The sequence below is a fragment of the Morganella morganii genome (genome assembly GCF_019242955.1).
GTDB lineage: Bacteria > Pseudomonadota > Gammaproteobacteria > Enterobacterales > Enterobacteriaceae > Morganella > Morganella sibonii.
In genome coordinates this window covers 826,875-847,723 of record NZ_CP066129.1, presented here as the reverse complement: position 1 = coordinate 847,723, position 20,849 = coordinate 826,875, and the positions used below count along the sequence as shown (strand labels likewise).

Annotated in this window: 19 protein-coding genes; 10 read left to right on the top strand and 9 right to left on the bottom strand. The window is 53.8% G+C overall.

Going from position 1 to position 20,849, the window contains the following annotated elements:
- The first annotated feature begins 4 nt into the window (after nucleotides 1-4).
- From gluQRS to panC, 4 genes are all read left to right on the top strand, one after another.
- The gene (gluQRS, locus tag JC793_RS03760) at nucleotides 5-907 is read left to right on the top strand and encodes a tRNA glutamyl-Q(34) synthetase GluQRS (RefSeq protein WP_166707102.1); all 903 of its coding nucleotides are present in this window, start codon (nucleotides 5-7) and stop codon (nucleotides 905-907) included.
- A 280-nt stretch (nucleotides 908-1,187) separates the two neighbouring features.
- Nucleotides 1,188-2,543 (top strand): polynucleotide adenylyltransferase PcnB, encoded by a 1,356-nt coding sequence (pcnB, locus tag JC793_RS03755; RefSeq protein WP_243846711.1) that lies wholly within the window; start codon nucleotides 1,188-1,190, stop codon nucleotides 2,541-2,543.
- Nucleotides 2,540-3,040: a 2-amino-4-hydroxy-6-hydroxymethyldihydropteridine diphosphokinase gene (gene folK, locus JC793_RS03750; protein ID WP_046895102.1), complete on the top strand. Its 501-nt coding sequence runs from the start codon at nucleotides 2,540-2,542 to the stop codon at nucleotides 3,038-3,040. Before pcnB ends, folK begins: the two co-directional genes overlap by 4 nt.
- A 36-nt stretch (nucleotides 3,041-3,076) precedes the next feature.
- A complete protein-coding gene (panC, locus tag JC793_RS03745) occupies nucleotides 3,077-3,964 on the top strand; it encodes a pantoate--beta-alanine ligase (protein WP_218427531.1) in 888 nt (295 codons plus the stop codon).
- Here the strand turns inward: panC and JC793_RS03740 are convergent.
- The 7 genes from JC793_RS03740 to JC793_RS03710 form a co-directional block, all read right to left on the bottom strand.
- Nucleotides 3,956-5,278, bottom strand: coding sequence for a TolC family protein (locus tag JC793_RS03740; protein ID WP_247717315.1), 1,323 nt, complete (start codon nucleotides 5,276-5,278; stop codon nucleotides 3,956-3,958). The genes panC and JC793_RS03740 overlap by 9 nt on opposite strands.
- Nucleotides 5,279-5,283: 5 nt before the next feature.
- Nucleotides 5,284-6,591, bottom strand: a complete 1,308-nt coding sequence (locus tag JC793_RS03735; RefSeq protein WP_218427530.1) for an HlyD family type I secretion periplasmic adaptor subunit — start codon at nucleotides 6,589-6,591, stop codon at nucleotides 5,284-5,286.
- Nucleotides 6,581-8,287, bottom strand: coding sequence for a type I secretion system permease/ATPase (locus JC793_RS03730; RefSeq protein ID WP_218427528.1), 1,707 nt, complete (start codon nucleotides 8,285-8,287; stop codon nucleotides 6,581-6,583). Before JC793_RS03730 ends, JC793_RS03735 begins: the two co-directional genes overlap by 11 nt.
- 67 nt (nucleotides 8,288-8,354) lie before the next feature.
- Nucleotides 8,355-8,783: an AprI/Inh family metalloprotease inhibitor gene (locus JC793_RS03725; RefSeq protein ID WP_166707098.1), complete on the bottom strand. Its 429-nt coding sequence runs from the start codon at nucleotides 8,781-8,783 to the stop codon at nucleotides 8,355-8,357.
- Complete coding sequence (locus JC793_RS03720) at nucleotides 8,758-10,212, bottom strand: serralysin family metalloprotease (protein ID WP_218427527.1); 1,455 nt, start codon at nucleotides 10,210-10,212, stop codon at nucleotides 8,758-8,760. The genes JC793_RS03725 and JC793_RS03720 overlap by 26 nt, the downstream gene beginning before the upstream one ends.
- Nucleotides 10,213-10,507: 295 nt before the next feature.
- On the bottom strand, nucleotides 10,508-11,278 hold the full coding sequence (locus tag JC793_RS03715) for an ABC transporter permease (RefSeq protein WP_046895097.1): 771 nt from the start codon (nucleotides 11,276-11,278) through the stop codon (nucleotides 10,508-10,510).
- Entirely contained in the window at nucleotides 11,275-12,201 is a 927-nt protein-coding gene (locus JC793_RS03710; protein WP_166707096.1) for an ABC transporter ATP-binding protein, read from the bottom strand. The genes JC793_RS03715 and JC793_RS03710 overlap by 4 nt, the downstream gene beginning before the upstream one ends.
- Nucleotides 12,202-12,385: 184 nt before the next feature.
- On the opposite strand from JC793_RS03710, the gene can reads away from it, so the two are divergent.
- Nucleotides 12,386-13,045, top strand: a complete 660-nt coding sequence (can, locus tag JC793_RS03705; RefSeq protein WP_025154028.1) for a carbonate dehydratase — start codon at nucleotides 12,386-12,388, stop codon at nucleotides 13,043-13,045.
- A 58-nt stretch (nucleotides 13,046-13,103) separates the two neighbouring features.
- Here the strand turns inward: can and hpt are convergent, their stop codons facing one another.
- Together hpt and cueO are read right to left on the bottom strand one after the other, a co-directional pair.
- The gene (hpt, locus tag JC793_RS03700) at nucleotides 13,104-13,643 is read right to left on the bottom strand and encodes a hypoxanthine phosphoribosyltransferase (protein WP_171819759.1); all 540 of its coding nucleotides are present in this window, start codon (nucleotides 13,641-13,643) and stop codon (nucleotides 13,104-13,106) included.
- A 151-nt stretch (nucleotides 13,644-13,794) separates the two neighbouring features.
- Nucleotides 13,795-15,402 (bottom strand): multicopper oxidase CueO, encoded by a 1,608-nt coding sequence (cueO, locus tag JC793_RS03695; RefSeq protein WP_218427525.1) that lies wholly within the window; start codon nucleotides 15,400-15,402, stop codon nucleotides 13,795-13,797.
- 213 nt (nucleotides 15,403-15,615) lie between these two features.
- On the opposite strand from cueO, the gene JC793_RS03690 reads away from it, so the two are divergent.
- The 5 genes from JC793_RS03690 (at nucleotide 15,616) to JC793_RS03670 (ending at nucleotide 20,749) form a co-directional block, all read left to right on the top strand.
- The gene (locus JC793_RS03690; RefSeq protein WP_046895378.1) at nucleotides 15,616-15,960 is read left to right on the top strand and encodes a YacC family pilotin-like protein; all 345 of its coding nucleotides are present in this window, start codon (nucleotides 15,616-15,618) and stop codon (nucleotides 15,958-15,960) included.
- A 144-nt stretch (nucleotides 15,961-16,104) separates the two neighbouring features.
- Complete coding sequence (locus tag JC793_RS03685; protein WP_182107404.1) at nucleotides 16,105-16,734, top strand: response regulator transcription factor; 630 nt, start codon at nucleotides 16,105-16,107, stop codon at nucleotides 16,732-16,734.
- A 3-nt stretch (nucleotides 16,735-16,737) separates the two neighbouring features.
- Complete coding sequence (locus JC793_RS03680; protein WP_107680569.1) at nucleotides 16,738-18,285, top strand: MASE1 domain-containing sensor histidine kinase; 1,548 nt, start codon at nucleotides 16,738-16,740, stop codon at nucleotides 18,283-18,285.
- Between the two features lie 86 nt (nucleotides 18,286-18,371).
- Complete coding sequence (uhpC, locus tag JC793_RS03675; RefSeq protein WP_046895381.1) at nucleotides 18,372-19,703, top strand: MFS transporter family glucose-6-phosphate receptor UhpC; 1,332 nt, start codon at nucleotides 18,372-18,374, stop codon at nucleotides 19,701-19,703.
- Nucleotides 19,704-19,717: 14 nt separating this feature from the next.
- Nucleotides 19,718-20,749 (top strand): ABC transporter substrate-binding protein, encoded by a 1,032-nt coding sequence (locus JC793_RS03670; protein WP_046895382.1) that lies wholly within the window; start codon nucleotides 19,718-19,720, stop codon nucleotides 20,747-20,749.
- Nucleotides 20,750-20,849 lie beyond the last annotated feature (100 nt).

Below are 20,849 nucleotides of genomic sequence, written 5' to 3'. Positions count from 1 at the left end.
TCAGATGATGGAATATTCTGCCGGCTCAGCGCCCGGTTATACCGGCCGCTTCGCACCCTCTCCCTCCGGTGCGCTTCATTTCGGCTCTCTGGTCACCGCACTGGGGAGTTATCTTCAGGCCCGTCATCTCGGCGGACGCTGGCTTCTCCGTATTGATGATATTGACCCGCCGCGCGAAGTCCCGGGTGCTGCGGATGCTATTGTGCGTATTCTTGATCACTACGGTCTGCACTGGGACGGCGATGTGCTGTATCAGTCGCGCCGCCATGACGCTTACCGTGATGTGATTGAACAGCTGAAAGCAACAGGATTGTGTTATTACTGCACCTGCACACGGCATGATATCCACGACAGCGGCGGCCACTACCCCGGTACCTGCCGTCAGCGCGGGCTGCCGCCGGATAATGCGGCGCTGCGGCTGAGAAGAACGCATCCGGTGTACCATTTTACCGATGGTTTGCGCGGAAATGTGTTTACGGATAACGCGACGGCAGAGGAAGATATCATTATCTTCCGCAAAGATAAGCTGTTTGCCTATAACCTGGTGGTGGTACTTGATGATGATTATCAGGGTGTGACCGAAGTGGTCAGGGGCGCAGATTTACTGTATCCCACTTCACATCAGCTCTCATTATACCGTCAGCTCGGGCTGCCTGAGCCGCATTATCTGCATTTGCCGTTGATGCTGAGCCCGGCGGCGCGTAAACTCTCCAAGCAAAATCATGCCACCCCGGTGCCGCTCAGTGATCCGCGCCCGCTGTTATGGCAGGCGTTGCAGGTGCTCCGGCAGCCGCTGCCGGAGACCGATCCGCAGTCTCTTTCTCTGACTGAACTGCTGGCATACAGTGTGCAGAACTGGGATATTAGCGCCGTACCACGCGATGATGTGGTGACAGACCGGGAATAATTCCGCAATATCCCGGGTAAGGCATTCTCAAAAAACCAAGTGTACGATATTATTAGTCGCTTATTTTTTAGATCATTTAATTGTTATACAGAGGTGTACCATTTTAAACCGAGTCGCAAAGTTCTGTCGCAGTCTGATTTCCCGCGAGAATAAAGCAGATTGCACAGAGGCTGCCAGTGAAAGGCCGGCCCCGGATGCTGACCATACGCAGCGGAATCCGTCACCCCGTGAAGCTTCCCCCGCGCGTCCTGCCGCTAAACGCAAAAAACCGGCAAAACATATGGATAACAGCGGGACAGTCAGCGCAACGGTAATTCCCCGCAACAGTCACTCTATTTCCCGCCAGGATATCAGCGAAAATGCGCTGAAGGTTCTGTACCGCCTGAATAAATCCGGTTTCGATGCTTACCTGGTCGGCGGCGGTGTCCGTGATTTGCTGCTGGAACGCAAACCCAAAGATTTCGATATCGCGACCAATGCCACGCCGGATGAAGTGAGAAAATTATTCCGCAACTGCCGTCTGGTCGGCCGCCGTTTCCGTCTGGCACATATTATGTTCGGGCCGGATATTATCGAGGTCGCAACTTTCCGTGGTCCGCATGACAATAATGAACCGGCTGATGACGGCAAAGCCCGCTCTCAGCAGGGCAAAAACGGCATGCTGCTGCGTGATAATATTTTCGGCACCATCGAAGAAGATGCTGTCCGCCGCGATTTCACCATTAACAGCCTCTATTACAGTGTGGCTGATTTTACTGTCCGCGATTATGTCGGCGGTCTCGCAGATTTACAGCAGCGGATTATCCGCCTGATTGGTGATCCGGAAACCCGTTACCGGGAAGACCCGGTGCGTATGCTGCGCGCTATCCGTTTTGCCGCCAAGCTGGATATGACTATCGAGCCGAAAACGGCCGCGCCTATCCGCACGATGAGCACACTGCTGCGCGATATTCCGCCGGCACGTCTGTTCGAGGAAGTCCTCAAGTTATTACAGGCCGGTGACGGACACCGTACCTTTGAATTATTACGTGAATACGATCTGCTGGATATGCTGTTCCCGCTGGTTGCCGGACCGCTGAAAGAGAACCCGGACACCCCGCTGTCCCGTATCGTGGATCAGGTACTGAAAAATACCGATTACCGTATTCATAACGATCAGCGCGTCAATCCGGCTTTCCTGTTTGCCGTGATGCTGTGGTATCCGCTGTGTGAACATGCGGAAAAAGTGACTCAGGAGAGCGGACTGGCCTATTACGAAGCCTTCGCTATCGCCATTAATGACATCCTGGATGAACAGTGCCGCGCAATTGCCATTCCGAAGCGCCTGACCACCACCATGCGTGATATCTGGCAGTTACAGTTACGTCTGCCGCGCCGTCAGGGCAAACGCGCTGTCCGTCTGATGGAAAATCAGAAATTCCGCGCCGCCTTTGATCTGCTGGAACTGCGGGCCAATGTGGAAGGACGTCATGAATTGCAGGAGCTGGCTCACTGGTGGGCTGATTTCCAGCTGGCGAATGCCCCGCAGCAGCGCTCGATGGTGAGCGAACTGGGCAGTGATCCGGTCAAACGCCGTCCGCGTCCGCGCCGCCGCCATCCGCGTGCCCGTCAGGGTAACGGAAACAGCGAATCATGATTCCGGTCTATATTGCGATCGGCAGTAATCTTGCCGATCCTTTAGATCAGGTAAACCGGGCGATTGCAGCGCTGGATACGATCCCGCAAAGCCGCCTGGTGCGCCACTCTTCTTTTTACCGTACGGCACCGATGGGACCCGCAGGACAACCTGATTATCTCAATGCAGCTGTTCTGCTGGAAACCGATCTGACACCGCACCAGCTGCTCGACGCCACCCAGGCCATTGAACTGGCTCACGGTCGTGTCCGCAAAGATGAGCGCTGGGGTCCCCGCACGTTAGACTTAGATATCATGCTGTTTGGTGATAAGGTCATCAGTGACGCGCGGCTGACAGTGCCGCATTACGGCCTGAAAGTGCGTGAATTTATGCTGTATCCGCTGGCAGAAATCGCCCCCGGGCTGATACTGCCGGACGGCGAATCACTGGCAGCGGTTGTTGCCCGTACCCCGGAAAACGGACTTGGCCTCTGGTCATCATCAGAGCCGGTACGCTGAACGCTCTGCTCAACAGACAGACAAAAGGAGACACTGATGCGGATTATTGAAACTGCGCTGATCCTGCGCAAAGAGATTGCCCGTCTGCGGACTGACGGCAAACGTGTTGCGTTTATCCCGACAATGGGAAACCTGCACGAAGGCCACCTGGCACTGGTAAAAGAAGCCCGCGCACAGGCGGATATTGTCGTGGTGTCTGTTTTTGTTAACCCGCTTCAGTTCCCGCGGGAAGATGATTTGCAGCGCTACCCGCGCACACTCCAGGCAGACTGCGAAAAACTGAGCAAAGCTCAGGTGGATCTGGTGTACGCACCGGCGGTCAGTGATGTCTATCCTCACGGATTCACTCACCAGACTCAGGTGATTGTGCCGCCGCTGGTCAGTCAGTGTGATGAGCCTCATCAGCGAACCCGCCTGCGCGGAATCGCTACCGTAATGTGCAAACTGTTCAACCTGGTTCAGCCGGATATTGTTTTCTTCGGCACCAATGACCATCCGCGTTTCCTGACGGTCCGCCGTCTGATCCGTGATCTGAATTATGACATTGCACTGGCCGCGATCCCGACCGTCAGGGAAAAAACCGGGCTGGCACTCAGTTCCTGCAATTCCCTGCTGGGCAAAGAAGAGAAAGAGGCCGCACCGCGCCTGTATCAGGTGATGCAGACTCTGGCAGATATGATCCGCGAACGCCCGAGCGCCATTGCCGAAAGTCTGGATAATGCGCGTGATGATCTGAGCCGTGCCGGATTCCGTGATATCAGCCTGGAGATCTGTGATGCTGATGATCTGGAGGCTGTGCGGGTCAACAGCGGACAAGCAGTGATCCTGGCTTCCGCCTGGCTGGGGAATATCCGCCTGATCGACTGCCTGCACGTCAATATGCCGAACCCGGCAGACAGTGATACAGCGACTACGTCACTGTAAATAGCGCTCAATCTGCCTGAAAAGCCCGGTTTCCGGTGTGCTGCTGTAATGATGCAGCCGGAACCAGGCCAGAAGCCCGTCATAGCGGGCCTTTGTCAGTTCCTGTTCCGCCTGATAATACTGCTCCCGGGCATTTGTCACATCCTGCTGACTTTTCTGTCCTGCTGAATACCCTTTTTCCGCCGCAGTTACCAGCACCCCGGCGGCAGCGGCAGCCTGCTCCAGCGCCGCCAGCTGTACACCGCTGTGACGGAATATCTGATACTGACGCCTCAGATCACGCAGGCGTGTCTGCACCAGCGCATCCTGATCATACTGTGACTGCTGAATCTGAGCAGATACTTTCCGCATCCCTGCCATATCCTTTCCGCCGCTGAACAACGGAACCGAAAGATGGAACCCGGCACTGAGATTCCGGTAACGCTGCCCCACCGTGTCACTGCTGTCTGACTGAGTATCGGACCAGGCCGCAAAGATCTGTGCTGACGGCATAAATGCCCCGCGCTGCACCTCTGCCGCGGCTTTGGCCAGTGCGGTTTCATGTTGTGCCGCTTTGATTTCCGGATGTACTGTCAGCATCTGCCGCTCCAGCGCGGCATAATCCGCTTCCTTCAGTTGCGGCAGCCGGAACGCCCCCGGTTTCAGTACCGGAACATCCTGCATCCGCAACTGCGGAAGGCCGGTGAGATCCGATAAGGTGAGCAGCGCATTCAGGCTTTCCGCCTCTGTTTCAGCAAGTTGAGCCTGACGCTGACGCAGACGGGCCCGGGCTGATTCCACCTCTGTCATCGTTCCTTCCCCGAGCTTTAAAAGACGCTGTGCGGCGGTCAGCTGCGAGTTGTCCAGCGCCAGCCGGAGCCGGTCTGTTTTCTGTATTTCCAGGGCACAGGCCAGATTCAGATAGGCCGATACCAGCCGGTTCATCAGCGCTGCCTGCTGTATCTGCAATCCGCTTTCTGCGGCTGTACCGCGTATCTGTGCCGCCCGGTACTGATGATATGCGGTGTAATCCAGCAGCGGCTGCGTGACGACCAGATTGAGAGAGTGGCTGCGGTAACGCCGCTGATCCGTCACCGGTGCCCGCTGTGTCAGCCGGTTATACGGCGTACTCTGATAACTCAGTCCGGCTGAGGGCAGAAGGTGTGATTTCCCGGCGTCAGCCTCCGCCTGTTCCGCCTCATAGGCCTTACCCGCCGCACGAAATGAGAGATCGTTTTCCAGCGCAGGCTGACGAAGTTCTGACAATGTCACCGCCTGCACAGCGGCGGACAACAAACACAACAGCGCCGCACAAAAAATATTTGCAGGATACATACCCGTCACTCCTCTGTCAGCGCGAAAAAGAGCCTGTCAGTCACCGGCTTAAACAGATAGCTGAGCAGAGATCGCTCCCCGGTGCGGATAAAAATCTCAGCGGGCATCCCGGGTTTGATCACCTGAGCGGCCGCCGTTTCGGGTACTGCAATCTGAATCTGATAATAAGGCTCACCGGTTGCCGGATTTGTCAGACGATCGGCGGAGATCATCGTCAGTTCGCCGCGTAGTTTGGGTGTCAGGTTCTGATTAAACGCGGTAAACAGCAGATCGGCGGTCTGACCGGGAGCCACTTTATCTATCCACTGTGGTGATAATTTGCCTTCAATAATCAGCGTCTGCTGTTCCGGCACCACGGACATCAGTTTTTCCCCTGCCCGCACCACACCACCGGCCGTAAACACCGATACATCCATAATAGTGCCGGTCACCGGTGCGGTGATCACATGCTGATCCAGCCGGTCATTCTCAATAACCTGCTGTTTTTTCAGCTCACTCCGCTGTACTGACAGACGCGATAACTCCTCGCGGATCCCGCTGTGAAAAGCAGCCCGCCGCTGTGTGATCTGTTCTGACTGAGCGGCTTTTTCTTCCTCCGCACGGCTTATCTGTATCCGGGTATCATCCGCCTGATTGCGCAGTGCCGCACTTTCCCGCACGATTTCCTGGTAGCGGTGACGCGGCAGATATCCCTCATCAGCCAGCGATTTCAGATTTGCGGCCTGTGCTGTCAGGCTGTCTGACTGCTGAATGGTGCTGCGGACAATCCCCCGCAGGGTAATAAGCCGCCGTGTCAGCCCGTCAATCACAACCTGACGGGCCTGAATATCACTCTCCAGCTCAAGCCGCCGGTCAGTCAGCAGTGCATTCTGCGCCTGCAATTGTGCCTGCTGATAGTCAGGCGGCGTATAAAATATGTCTTCCGCCGCCGGTGTCAATGCCTGTTCACCGCGCAGTTCGGCCTCCAGCCGCCGCTGCATCAGCAGTGTGCTGTCGAGCTGCCCGGCCAGTGACTCCGCCTGCGCCAGAGCCTGTACCGGACGCAGCCGCACCAGCACCTGATCTTTCTCCGCCCGCTGACCATTCTGTACATAAATATCAGCAATCACGCCATCCGCCGGGGACTGCACCTGTTTGATATTACCTGCAACCACAACGGTTCCTGAGGCGGCAACGCCCTGATCCAGCGGTGCAAATCCCGCCCATAACAGAAAACCGGCAAGACCGGCGGCAATAACAAAACATCCCGCCCGCTGATATCCGCGCGTGTCTGTTTTTACCCCCGGCTCCGCTGAAAGCAATTTAGTTATCATTATTTTTACCCGCCTGATGATTAAGTGTTTCAATGACCTTCTCTGTACGGCCAAAAATTTGCATCCGTCCGCCGGATAACAGCAGCAGTTTGTCTGTCACCGACAGCAGTGGTTTATGGTGAGTAATCAGAACGATTGTTTTTTTCTGTGCTTTCAGCGTATTAACGGCAGATATCAGCGCATTCAGCCCGGCATCATCCAGGGCGGCATTGGGTTCATCGAGGATAATCAGTGCCGGTGAGCCGTACAGCGCCCGTGCCAGCGCGATCCGCTGACGCTGGCCACCGGAAAGCCCGGTGCCGTCTGCGCCGGTCAGGGTTTCATACCCCTGCGGCAGTTGCAGGATCAATTCATGTACCTGTGCCAGTTGTGCCGCACGGATAATATTTTCCGGATCAGCATCCGGGTCAAAACGGGCGATATTATCGGCGATTGTGCCGGGAAAAAGCGCAACTTCCTGGGGAAGATAACCGATATACTTCCCGGATACGGCTTTATCCTGCTGACAGAGATCTGCCCCGTCGAGCCGGACAGCTCCCCGCCCGGCAGGCCACAACCCGGCGAGTAATTTAGCCAGTGCTGATTTCCCGGCTCCGGACGGGCCGATAATCCCCAGCACGTCTCCCGGTCCGAGGCCGAAATGCAGATTGTGTAACAGTGGTACATCACAGCCAGGATAGCCCGCCTGCATCACGGAAACAGACAAATTCCCTGCCGGATGCGGCAGTACCAGCTTCTGCGGCGGCTGCGGATGAGCCGCCAGCAGCGCCGCGAGTCGCTGATACGCCAGTCTGCTCTCTTTCGCGCTTTTCCACACTCCGGTGACCTGCTCGACCGGCGACAGCGCCCGTCCCAGCAGAATCGACCCAGCGATCATCATGCCGGGTGAAATGGTATTATCCAGCGCCAGCCAGCCCCCCAGCCCCAGCATCAGGGATTGCAGGATCAGGCGGACGGTTTTGGTGATCGCCATAATTTTTGCTGAATAATCACTGGCCCGGGTCTGCTCATGCAAACTGCGGCAGTGGCGGTTCAGCCAGCGCTGACGCAGATGCTGCTGCATCCCCATCGCCTCTGCGGGCTCCGGATGAGCAAGATGGCTGCTTTGCATGCCCTGTGCGGCGGCAGACAAACGGTTCGCGGCTGTCAGCGGCGGCCCGGAAAGCCGTTCATTAAGCAGTGCAAGCGCTATCAGCACCGCTGCGCCGCCACAGGCAAACACGCCCAGCCACGGGTTAAACAACGCGATCACCAGCAGATAAAGCGGGAACCAGGGCAGATCGAGAAAGGCAAAGATACCGTTACCGGTTATAAACCGGCGCAGGATCATCAGGTCGCTCTGCGCCTGCTGCGGCAGATGATCCGCAGTATTGTGCAGTTTTGCCTGAAATGCTGAATCATAGACACGTGTATTCAGTGCGAGGTCAAACTGGTTGCTCATGCGGATCACCAGCATATTACGCAAATAATCCAGACCGCCGGTCAGTGCCAGTAATCCGGCCATTATCAGTGTCAGCATCAGCAGTGTCATTTCATTGCCCGAGGGCAAAACACGGTCGTACACCTGCAACATATACACAGACGGTACCAGCATCAGCAGATTAATCAGCGCACTGAATAATGCGAGTGAGATAAACAGGGATTTTCGGGCAGCAATAAATGCCGTAATGTCATTTCTGGTTTTCCCGGAAAGCATACACAGGGACTCCGCCCGGCATACCCGCCGGGATGTAAGATGATTAGTTATGGGATAAAGAGAACCGTTACTCTTTCAGAAGATATGCACCCTTTTCATGCCAGATTTCCGCACGGTAACGGCCGGGGGATTCCGCAGAAAAGAAATAACGGGTGGTACCGTCTGATGTAACAAAAGCAATGCCGTCCGGTGCCGGACGCCAGGCTGATATTTGCGGCTGTCCCGGGAAATGCAGCTGAAATCCTTCCGCTGTTTTATCGGGAACACTCGTCAGCGTGACAGGTTGTGTCTGCCCGTCTTCCGTGAACTGCCAGTTACCCTGAAGTTCTTCAGCGGCGGGAATTCTCTGACTGACTGCCGCGCTCTGCTCTGATAACAGCAGCGAAAACAGTAATAATGAGGGTCTGCTGATTTGCATGGTGACTTCCTGAATGCTGCGGACGCCGCACCGGCCGCGCCCGCCTGCTGCGTTAAACGATAAAGTCAGTGTGAACATTCACCATACCGGTGATATCCACTTTAAAATCAGGCTGACACTGATTTCCGCTGACATTAATCAGCAGCTCTGTCAGATTCCGCCCGCCATCATACCGCACGACCGCTTCGCCGGCCGCGCCGCTGAATTCATCGGTAAAATAGATAAATTTTTCCCCGTCACGGTTCTGATTCAGCCCCTGTAAATCGATCATGTCCAGACCGGTTGAGAAATCACGGATATGATCCGGACGGTCATACAGAGAATCCGTCACTGCCGAGAATACAAAAATATCATTCCCGGTGCCGCCCCAGAGCTGATCCTGCCCGGCTCCGCCGTACAGCACATCATCCCCGCCGTTGCCCTTCAGGATGTTGTTCTCATCGTTGCCGATGATCACATCATTTCCGCGCCCGCCAAACGCATTTTCAATCTTCACACCATGTGCGATTGACACATTCCCGGTCAGGCCGCCGACATCCGAAAAATCACCTTCCCGCAGCGAAATTTTCTGATCCTGCTTATAACGGGAGAAATTCAGGGTGTCATTGCCGCCGCCGTCCCAGACGGTGAAAATAAGCTTATCTGACACACTTTTTGCAGAGTAGTAATCACGCCCGGTATTTGAATCGAAACCATAAACGGTGTCACCGGTACGGGTGTGATAATTTGCACCGTACAGTTTCTGAATCGCGGTAATATCATCCAGCAGCGGCGCGGAAGCGTAATAGCCTTTATGATCTGCGCCGGTGATTTTCTCACTCCAGTAGCTCATTACACTGTACTGGCGCGTGTCCTCCGCATAATCCGCGTCTTTGTAAGAAGGCACGCCCTGACCCGCGTTATAATTGCCGGGATGATTTAATCCCAGGGTATGACCAATCTCATGAGTAAAGGTCAGACGCCCGTAGTTTCCTGCCACCGGCGTCACGTTCAGCGCCCCGGGCTCCGAGCTGTACCAGGACTGGCCGGAAACATCAAAGCCGCGGGCATCGGTGTATGGCCGGCCATAGTAATCTGTGGTGTGCGGCAGCCAGGCATATGCCTGTGTATATTTATCACTGATATAACCGAAAGTGATATTGGTGTAAATTTCCCCTCTGCCGGCCTCAACTTCAGTAAATGTAATGTTTGCCACATCTGCCCAGGACTGTAATGATAAGCGCGCCTGGTCTTTCTGATACTCGTTGAATCCCCGTAAACCGGTATTTCCTGCCGCGTTATAATAAATCCCTTCCCACGTCGGGAATGAATAGGTCACTTCAGCAGACTGCCCGGTAACCCCGGCACCATTCCAGCCGGTATTCGTTCTGGCAATATAGTTTCCGGCCTCAAAGGCATCATATGAGATTTTGTTATTAATCAGGCGCCCGCCTCCCCGCCCCGGACTGCTCAATACCTCATCGATAAGCGTCCACCCGTCTTCTGTGCCGTATGCAGCGATACTCATAAAAATATCTCCGTATGTAATAATAAAACAGAATGAAATTTATCCTTAAACATCAGTTAACCGCCGGAATTCACCAGCCCGCACACGATAGACACATTAATTTAATTAATCAATGTGGTAAGGAATAAACGCATACTAATTCTGTGATTTGGCTTTGGCGCCGGCAGGAACGGGAGAAGGTCTGTATTAATCAGGGATAAACCGAGGAAAAATAATTACATAGCGCAAGAAAATAATAAGGGCAGATACAAAAAGCCCGGCAACAATGTGCCGGGCTGATTATCAGAATGCCGGATCAGGTTCTCAGGCCGCGTCCTTTTTCAATCAGACGCCAGGTCAGCAGGTAGAACGCTGCAATAAACAGGCTCAGTACCCCGAGAGTGGTGGTCAGAGAGACATCACTGATACCGAGGAAACCATAACGGAATCCGCTGATCATATAGACAATCGGGTTCAGCTTGGACACCCCCTGCCAGAATGCCGGTAACAATGTCAGCGAATAAAACACCCCGCCAAGATAGGTCAGCGGCGTCAGGACGAACGTCGGGATAATGCTGATATCATCAAAGCTTTTCGCAAACAACGCGTTAAGCAGCCCTGCCAGCGAGAACAGAACGGATGTCATCAGCAGAGTTGTGATGATCATAAACCAGGAGTGGATCTGTAACGGCACAAAGAACAGCGACACCAGCGTGACTAAAATCCCGACCAGCACACCGCGCGCCACCCCGCCGCCGACAAACCCGGCAATAATCACGTGAGTCGGTACCGGTGCCACCAGCAGTTCCTCAATGCTTTTCTGGAATTTTGCCCCGAAAAACGATGAGGATACGTTGGCATAGGAGTTAGTAATCACTGACATCATAATCAGGCCGGGTACGATAAACTGCATGTAACCGACACCGCCCATTTCACCAATCCGGTTACCGATAAGATTGCCGAAAATAATAAAATAGAGTGACATGGTGATCACCGGCGGGATCAGTGTCTGAACCCAAATCCGCATAAAACGGGTGATTTCTTTGCGCCAGATTGTTTTCAGCGCCACCCAGTACAGCGACATCATTTCGCAGCCTCCAAATCATGATTCACCAGATGCACAAATAACTCCTCCAGCCGGTTCGCTTTGTTACGCATACTGAGGATATCAATACCCTGCGCGTTCAGCTGGGCAAAAACACCGTTCAGCCCCTGCCCGCGACGGACATCCACCTCCAGCGTCGAGGTGTCAGTCAGCCGGAAAGCATAGCCCTCAAGCTGCGGCAACGGGTTTTTCGATCCCAGATCGAGGATAAAGGTTTCAGATTCCAGTTTACCGAGCAGCGCTTTCATACTGGTGTTTTCCACCAGCTCACCGTGCTGGATAATCCCGATATTACGGCACAGCATTTCCGCTTCCTCGAGATAATGTGTGGTGAGAATAATCGTGGTGCCCTGCGCATTGAGGGTTTTGAGAAATCCCCACATCGAGCGGCGCAGTTCAATATCCACCCCGGCTGTCGGTTCGTCGAGGATCAGCAATTTCGGCTGATGCATCAGAGCACGGGCAATCATCAGACGGCGCTTCATCCCGCCGGACAGACGCATCGCGCGCTCATCTCGTTTCTCCCACAAATCCAGCTGCGTCAGATAGGTTTTCGCCCGCTCCTGCGCCAGTTTGTGCGGCACCCCGTAATAGCCGGCCTGCTGTAAAACGATCTGCAATACCGTCTCAAACGGGTTAAAGTTAAACTCCTGCGGCACCAGGCCGAGCTGACGTTTGGCGAGAACCAGATCAGTATCAATGTCATACCCGAACACGGACACTTTTCCGCCGGTTTTATTCACCAGCGAGCTGATAATGCCGATAGTGGTGGATTTTCCCGCGCCGTTCGGACCCAGCAGGGCGTAAAAATCGCCGGCACTGACTTTCAGGTCGATTCCCCGTAAAGCCTGCACGCCTCCCGCATACTGCTTGGTTAATTGTGATATTTCCAGTGCATAGGTCATAACAGAAAAATACCTTTTTAATTTAGAAATTTGGGTGCAATATAAGCCGCAATATTACCTGCGAACCGAAATCGGTTCTTGACAATTCGTCTTCTTTACTGAAATTATTTAATAACAATTTATTAAAATTTAAATTTTTTATACAAGAGATTCTAGCGAAAGGATCTGCAACAGGCTATCCGTCATGATGAAAAAAATCGAAGAACTGTTTGCGCATAACAAACAGTGGTCCGAATCTGTAAATGAAAAAGATCCGGAGTTTTTCAAAGAGTTAGCACAGGCTCAAAAGCCCCGTTTTCTCTGGATCGGCTGCTCTGACAGCCGTGTTCCTGCCGAAAAACTGATCGACGCCGCACCGGGCGATCTGTTTGTGCACCGTAATGTGGCCAACCTTGTCATCCATACCGACCTGAACTGCCTGTCAGTTATCCAGTATGCCGTGGATGTGCTCCAGGTTGAACATATTATCGTCTGCGGTCACTACAACTGCGGCGGTATCCAGGCGGCCATTGAGGGCACCGAGCTGGGGCTTATCAATAACTGGTTACTGCATATCCGCGATATCTGGTATCAGCACAGCTCCCTGCTGGGCGAACTCGCACCACAGGATCGCATCAACCGCCTGTGTGAACTGAACGTGGTGGAGCAGGTCTATAACCTGGGTCACTCGACGATTATGCAGGCAGCGTGGAAACGCGGCCAGCGTGTGATGATCCACGGCTGGATCTACGGGATTAACAACGGTCTGCTGCATGATCTGGATATCAGCTCTGACAGCCGTGAGAAAATGGAACTGGTTTACCGCCAGGCCGTCGCCAAACTCTCGAACATGCCGTCGTCCTGATCACTGCAAAAGCAAACGGCACCCGCAGGTGCCGTTTTTATATTCACAACCGGAAAAATTACTCTTCCAGCAGTGTCACATGACCGATATACGGCAGGTGGCGGTAGCTCTGGGCGTAGTCGATGCCGTAACCCACCACAAATTTGTCTTCAATCGCGTAGCCGACCCAGTTAACCGGAACATCCACCTCACGGCGGGACGGTTTATCCAGCAGAGTACAGATTGCCACGGAGTTCGGGCCGCGCAGAGACAGAATGTCACGCACGCGGTGTAATGTATTGCCGGAATCAATGATATCTTCCACGATCAGCACGTCTTTGCCGCGGATATCTTCGTCCAGGTCTTTGACAATTTTCACATCACGGGTGGACGAGGTGCCGCTGCCGTAACTGGATACCGTCATAAAATCGACTTCATGAGGAACATCAATTTTACGGCACAGGTCAGCCATAAAAATAAAAGATCCTTTCAGTAACCCGACTAAGACCAGCTCTTTGTTGCTGTGACGATAGTGTGCGGAAATTTCGCTGCCGAGATCGGCAACGCGCTGCTGGATCTCAGCTTCGGAGATCATTGTATCTAAGGTGTGTTTCTTCATGATTTTTGTCGTCAACGGTACGCTGTTTCAGTGGTTCGGCATTAAACCCGGTTTAATACCGGTCAGAAAGCGCGTTAGTTTAGCATACCACGGACAGATAAACAGTATCCGCGCCATGACTGACGCGGATTGTCACCGGGTAATTTTATATTCAGGCCGTGACAGTAAAGCCCGTCATCATACCGGTATCTTCATGTTCCAGCAGGTGACAGTGCGCCATAAACGGATGCGCATTAGTGGCCGGATGGTCAAATTTCACCAGAACCTCACTGACATTGCCCTCTATCCTGACCATATCTTTCCAGCCCTGCCGGTGAGCCGCCGGTGTGCGTCCGCCCTCACTGAGAATACGGAAACGGGTGCCGTGGATATGGAACGGGTGCAGCATCATGTCACCGACGCCGGAGATAACCCAGCGCTCCGCCTGTCCCTGCTTCACATCAAATGCGCTTTCGGTCATTGAGAACGGAATACCGTTGATACTGTTGGCGTTCATCAGATCAACATCGCCGGAGCCGCAGTGACCGCCGCCACTGTGCATACCTCGGCTCATGCCTTTCATTCCGCCCATATGCCCGCCGCTCATATGGCCGCCGCCCATGTTGCCGTGCATGCCCATTCCGGCCATCGCCTGCGGGCCGTATTTATCGGTCAGCATCATCATGCCCTGCATATCAAGGCGCATATCCATCATCAGACGGAATTCACGTACCGGCAGGCGGGAGGTATCGATCAGAGCCGGCATCGCCGCCAGCACATCCGGCAGTTTGCCGCGTGCGGCATCGAGTGTCGGACGGATGGACAGCACCGGCAGCGCCTCATCAAACGGTGCCAGTGTCATTCCCATCTGACGTACCGGTAAGGTGACAATATCAAAGACTTTCCCGTCTGATGTATCCACCAGCACTTCAAAACGTTCTCCCGGCAGCATCGGCAGCTCCTGCACTTTTACCGGTTCGGCCAGCAGGCCGCCGTCACTGCCGATCACATACAGCGGACGCCCGTCACCGGCCGCCATCCGCAGACTGCGGGCATTACAGCCGTTGAGCAGACGCAGGCGCAGCCAGCCGCGCGGTGCCATATGCTGCGGGTAAACCGCGCCGTTGGTCAGCATGGTGTCGCCAAACCAGCCGACTGCGGCAGACATCACATCCAGCTGATAATCAATTTTACCGTCTGCGGTCAGGCGCTTATCCTGCAAGACCACCGGGATATCATCCGTTCCCCACTCACCCGGCAGGCCGGTTGATGCGGTATTATCATCTTCAATCAGCACCAGTCCGGCCAGTCCCATTGCGACCTGATGGCCGGTTTTGCCGTGGGTGTGCGGATGGAACCAGCAGGTGGCTTCCGGCTGATCCGGCGTGAAACTGACCGTACGGGTGCTGCCCGGGGCAATAATCGCCTGCGGACCGCCATCCTGTTCACCACTGATTTCCAGGCCGTGCCAGTGGACGGTTGTCGCTTCCGGCAATTTATTGACGATATCCACCGTTACCGGCTTACCACGCCGCAGTTTCAGCGCCGGGCCCAGCAGGTCGCCGTTATATCCCCAGGTTTGGGTGGTTTTTCCCGGAATAAACACCATTTGCCCCTGCTGAATATTCAGGGTGATTTTTTGTGCATTATCCGCCGTTAACAGCGGCGGAATACCGAGTGCCGGACGTTCCTGCGCCGCAAAGGCAAACCGGCTCCATGCCGGCAGCATCGTGGCAGCACCTAAGAATGCGCTATATTTCAAAAAATCGCGTCGTTGCATGATATGCTTCCTTTATCATCAGTGGTGATATGCTATGACAAAATGATTGGGTTCTGTTATAGCGCAGGCTAAACCCTGCCCTAAGGGCAAGGTCAATGTATTACCTTTGCGGGAATAAGGTCTTTACATCACTTTAGTCAGCGGATGCAATCTGCGACAAAACTATTAAAATCTTCACATAAACTGACAGGCGATACCGGTAAACTACTCACTATGAAACTATTCTTTCACGCTTTATTCAGCTGTGTCCTGCTGCTTTCCCTGCCCGCGAAAGCGCTGACGCCGTCACAGGCTGAAGATCTCGCCGGACTGACTGCGGTTTTTATTTATCTGAAAAATGATTGCGGTTATGAAGATCTGCCGAATTCCCGTATCGAAAAAGCGATCTTACTGTTTGCCAAAAGTAACCGCTGGGATATGAGCAATTATGATACCCGGCAGATGGCGGCAATGAATAAAGAGAACTATTTCGACATCAAACAGATAAAGCTGCCGGAAAACTACAAATGCACCGCACTGGCACGTGATTCACTGCCGTTGCTTGCTTATGTGAAATAATTTCCCTGCAACCGAATCGGTTAAGCGGTAAAAAAACAGCCGGAGAGCGGATTTCTGTATGAATATCCTCGATTATCACCCGCTATATTGATATAACCTCTGTCAATAATTGATCCCTCTCTGCTGATAATACGCTGTCCGGACATGATAAAAATAGTGCTCATCGATGACCATATAGTTGTGCGATCCGGTTTCGCTCAGCTCCTGACACTGGAGCCGGATATCACTATCGCCGGACAATATGCCAGTGCTGCGGAAGCCTGGCCTGAACTGAGCCGTCCGGATATTGATGTGGTGATCATGGATATTTCCATGCCGGATGAAAACGGATTACAGCTTCTCGCCCGTCTGCGCGGGCGCAAAACCACGTTCCGAACCATTATCCTCAGTATTTATGATACCCCCGCCTTTGTGCAGAGTGCGCTGGATGCCGGTGCCGGTGCGTATCTCACCAAACGCTGCGGCCCGGAAGAACTGGTGCAGGCGGTACGTTCCGTGCATCAGGGCGGCTGCTATCTGTGTGCGGATGCCATGCGCGCGCTGCGCCAGTCACCACCGGAAAACCGTGCGCTGGAAGAACTGACCCCGCGTGAGCGTGAGGTGTTTGATCTGCTGGTGGCCGGAATGAGTGTGCGGGCTATTGCGGATAAACTGGCGCTCAGCCATAAAACCGTCCATGTCCACCGCGCCAATGTGCTGGGCAAACTTCAGTGTGAAAGCACAATTGATCTGGTTCATTTTGCCCTGGCGCATCACCTGATCGCAGGGCAATAAGCCATGAGGCGCGGCGCACGTCTGCTGTTACAGTCGGTGTTTCTGCTGTTTACCTATTCACTGACCTGGATAGGTCTGTGGATCATCGGTTTTTATCTCAGTCAGAACAGTGTGTTATCCGCGTTTTTTCTGCCGGAAGGCTTGCGGCTGGCGCTGATGATCCTGCTGTGGCGGCGTTTCTGGCCGACTCTGTTGCTGGCGGAGCTGCTGCTGAATATCTGGCTGGCGCAGGAGCAGTTACTGTCGCAGCCGGTGATCCTGTTGTCGCCGCTGCTGAGCCTTATCAGCGCCTTTATTATCCAGACCACCTGGTGGCGCTATACCCTTTACTGGCAGCGGCTGTTACTGCTGATCGCCGGTGTCGGTATCAACAGTCTGCTGCACACCCTGGTGTTCAGCCTGCTGACCCCGCTGAGTGTCAGCCAGATTTTCCTCACCACCCTCACCGGCGGTATTCTGCTGACCCCGTTCGTCTATCTGATCTATGAATACCTCCATGAACAGCATTTCCGCCTGATCCTGGATTACGGCACACCTGATCCGCAGCTGCGCACCTCATTACTGATGTGGTGTTTTCTGTTCTGCCTGGCCGGACTCAGTGCCCAGATCTTTTTTACCCCGGAAATTGAGCGCCTGCTGGTGCTGCTGGTCTTTATCCCCAATGTCTTTATGGCATACCGCTACGGCTGGCAGGGCGGTGTGCTCTCCGCTCTGCTCGGCAGTCTGATTATCACGTTTGCCCGCCAGTTTAACGGCGCATTTGCTGATTTACAGGAATTACAGATGTTTATGAGCACCCAGGCGCTGATTGGTATCGGCCTCGGGATTGCCATCAGCCGTCAGCAGCAGTTGTCACGTAATTTACAGCGCTACCGCGAACGGCTGGAGCAGGAGCTGCAGGCACGGCGGGATCTGATGCAGCAACTGGTACACACGGAAGAGGATGTCAAAAAAGCCATTGCCCGCGAGCTGCATGATGAAATCGGCCAGAACATCACCGCAATTCAGATCCAGTCGATGCTGGTCAGAAAAACCGCACCAGATCCGCAAAGCAGTCGTGCGGCAGCACAAATCAATGACCTGGCACAGAAAATTCACCAGTCCACCCGCCAGCTGCTGCGCGAACTGCGCCCGCCGGTACTCAGTGAAATGTCTCTCGAAAATGCACTGCGCCATCTGATCGCTGAATTTGCTTTCGGCGAGAACGGTATTCAGTGTGAGTTTCATTACGAACTGGAACAACAGCCGGAAAATGAAACGGTGCTGTTCACTCTGTACCGGCTGGTGCAGGAGTTGTTAAATAATATCAGTAAGCATGCCGGTGCCACCCATATCCTCATCATCCTGAAACAGCAACGTGACACGATACAGCTTCATGTCTCTGATAACGGCATCGGTATCCCGGAGAGCAAACGCCGCGGCGGCTTTGGTCTGCGCGGTATTGAGGAGCGGGTCCGGGCGCTCGGCGGTGACTGGACACTGACCACCGCCGGCGGAACCCGGATTATTGTTAACCTGCCCACATTTTCTGATGAAAATCACGAAAACTAAGACTTATTCCTAGTCATCTACTACCTTCTCTCATCCTTTTTGTTGACAGATTGATTACATTTGCAGCCGGAACGGAAAATAACATAATGGCCGGAAAACAGACCGAAACCATGGATAAAACCTATCAATTCTGGCGCAACAAACTGATGTTATCGATGATAATCGGTTACGCCACGTTTTATCTGACCCGGAAGAGCTTCAACTTTGTGATGCCGGTGATGCAGACCGAACTGCATCTCGATAAAAGTGATATCGGTCTGATAGCGACCGCGTTTTATCTGAGCTACGGCCTGTCAAAATTTGTATCGGGGATTTTCCATGATATCACCGGTTACCGCTGGTTTATGGGTGCCGGACTGTTTATGACCGGTGTGCTGAATATTGTGTTTGCCTGGTGCCTGTCATTCCCTGCTCTGCTGATTGTCTGGACACTGAACGGATTTTTTCAGGGCTGGGGCTGGCCGCCGTGTGCGCGCATTCTGACACACTGGTATTCACGCAACGAGCGCGGCTTCTGGTGGGGATTATGGAATATCTCCATCAACCTCAGCGGTATTACCCTGCCGCTGCTGACCGCCTGGCTGGCGACCCGTTACAGCTGGCAGACTGCCCTGATAGTCCCCGGTATTATCGGGATGGTCACCGGCCTGTGGCTGTGCGGCCGGTTGCACGGCACGCCGCAGGAGGAAGGATTACCGTCTGTCGGACAATGGCGGCATGACCCGTCAGAACTGCGTCAGGAGCAGTTATCCCCGCCGCTGCCGATGCGGGTGATCCTGAAAGAGACAATTTTATGTAACCGGATGATCTGGTTACTCGGTTTTTCCTACATTCTCGTTTATCTCATCCGGATGGCGATCAATGACTGGGGAAACCTGTGGTTATCCGAAACACACGGCAGCAATCTGCTCAGTGCCAACGCGACGCTGTCACTGTTTGAACTGGGTGGTTTGCTGGGTGCGGTCTGTGCGGGCTGGGGATCGGATATTTTATTCCGTGGTCAGCGCGCCCCGATGATTCTGCTGTTTTCCCTCGGCCTGTTTATTGCTGTCAGCGCCCTGTGGTTAATACCGATTCATCATTACGGACTGCTGGCGGTGTGTTTCTTCAGTACCGGCTTCTTTGTATTCGGGCCGCAAATGTTAATCGGACTGGCGGCGACAGAATATTGCCATAAAAAAGCCGCCGGTACGGTAACGGGTTACCTGGGTCTTTACGCCTACTTAGGGGCGGCAATGGCCGGGTGGCCGCTCGCGCAGGTCATGGCACATTACGGCTGGCAGGGCATGTTTACCCTGCTGACCAGTGCCGCGGCACTGACGGGATTACTGCTGATGCCGCTGCTGATAGCCAATGTCAGCAAGCGGGAACATCTGGCAGGCTCTGTTTCACTCTCCGGTGACAGAACCCTACAATAAGGAATAAACTTATAATGAAACTCAAGACTCTCTCTGCTCTCGCCGCTGCCGGTTTATCACTGGCCGCTGTTACCACATCCGCAAATGCCGCCGGTCGTCTGGTGGTTTACTGCAGTGCGACCAACGCCATGTGTGAAGCGGAAACACAGGCCTTCGCCAAAAAATATGATGTGAAAACCACGTTTGTCCGTAACGGTTCCGGCAGCACCCTGGCCAAAATCGAAGCGGAAAAACGCAACCCGCAGGCTGACGTCTGGTACGGCGGCACATTAGATCCGCATTCACAGGCGGGTGAGATGGATCTGCTGGAAGCATATAAATCCCCGAATTTAGATCAGATCATGCCGCAGTTCCGTGATCCGGCCAAACGCAAAGGTAACTACTCTTCTGCGGTTTATGTCGGCATCTTAGGTTTCGGTGTGAACAAAGACCGTCTGAAAGAGAAAGGCCTGCCAATCCCGACCTGCTGGAAAGATCTGACCAAGCCGGAATACAAAGGCGAAATCCAGATTGCTGATCCGCAGAGCTCCGGAACCGCTTACACCGCGCTGGCGACATTTGACCAGTTGTGGGGCACCGATCAGGCATTCGATTACCTGAAAAAACTCAACAGCAATATCTCCCAGTACACCAAATCCGGTATCGCCCCGGCGCGTAACGCCGCCCGTGGTGAATCCGCTATCGGTATCGGTTTCCTGCACGACTATTCTCTGGAAGTGGAAAACGGCGCACCGCTGGAGTTAATTTCACCTTGTGAAGGCACCGGTTATGAAATCGGCGGCATCAGTATCCTGAAAAATGCCCGTAACATGGACAACGCCAAACTGTTCGTTGATTTCGTACTGTCCAAAGAAGCCCAGGAAATCAGCTGGAAAGAGGGTAAATCTTACCAGATCCTGACCAATACCACGGCTGAATCCTCACCAATGTCACTGAAACTCTCTGATCTGAAACTGATCAACTACGATATGGATAAATACGGCGATGCAGATACCCGTAAGAATCTGATCAACAAGTGGGTCACCGAAGTCAAAATGAGTAAGTAATGTTGTCCGCCGCGCGGTGTCCTGCCGCGCGGTCTTGTTTTTATTATAATAATTATATTGTCTTGTCTCATTCAGCTGAGTGAGAACGGGCAAGGGAGAT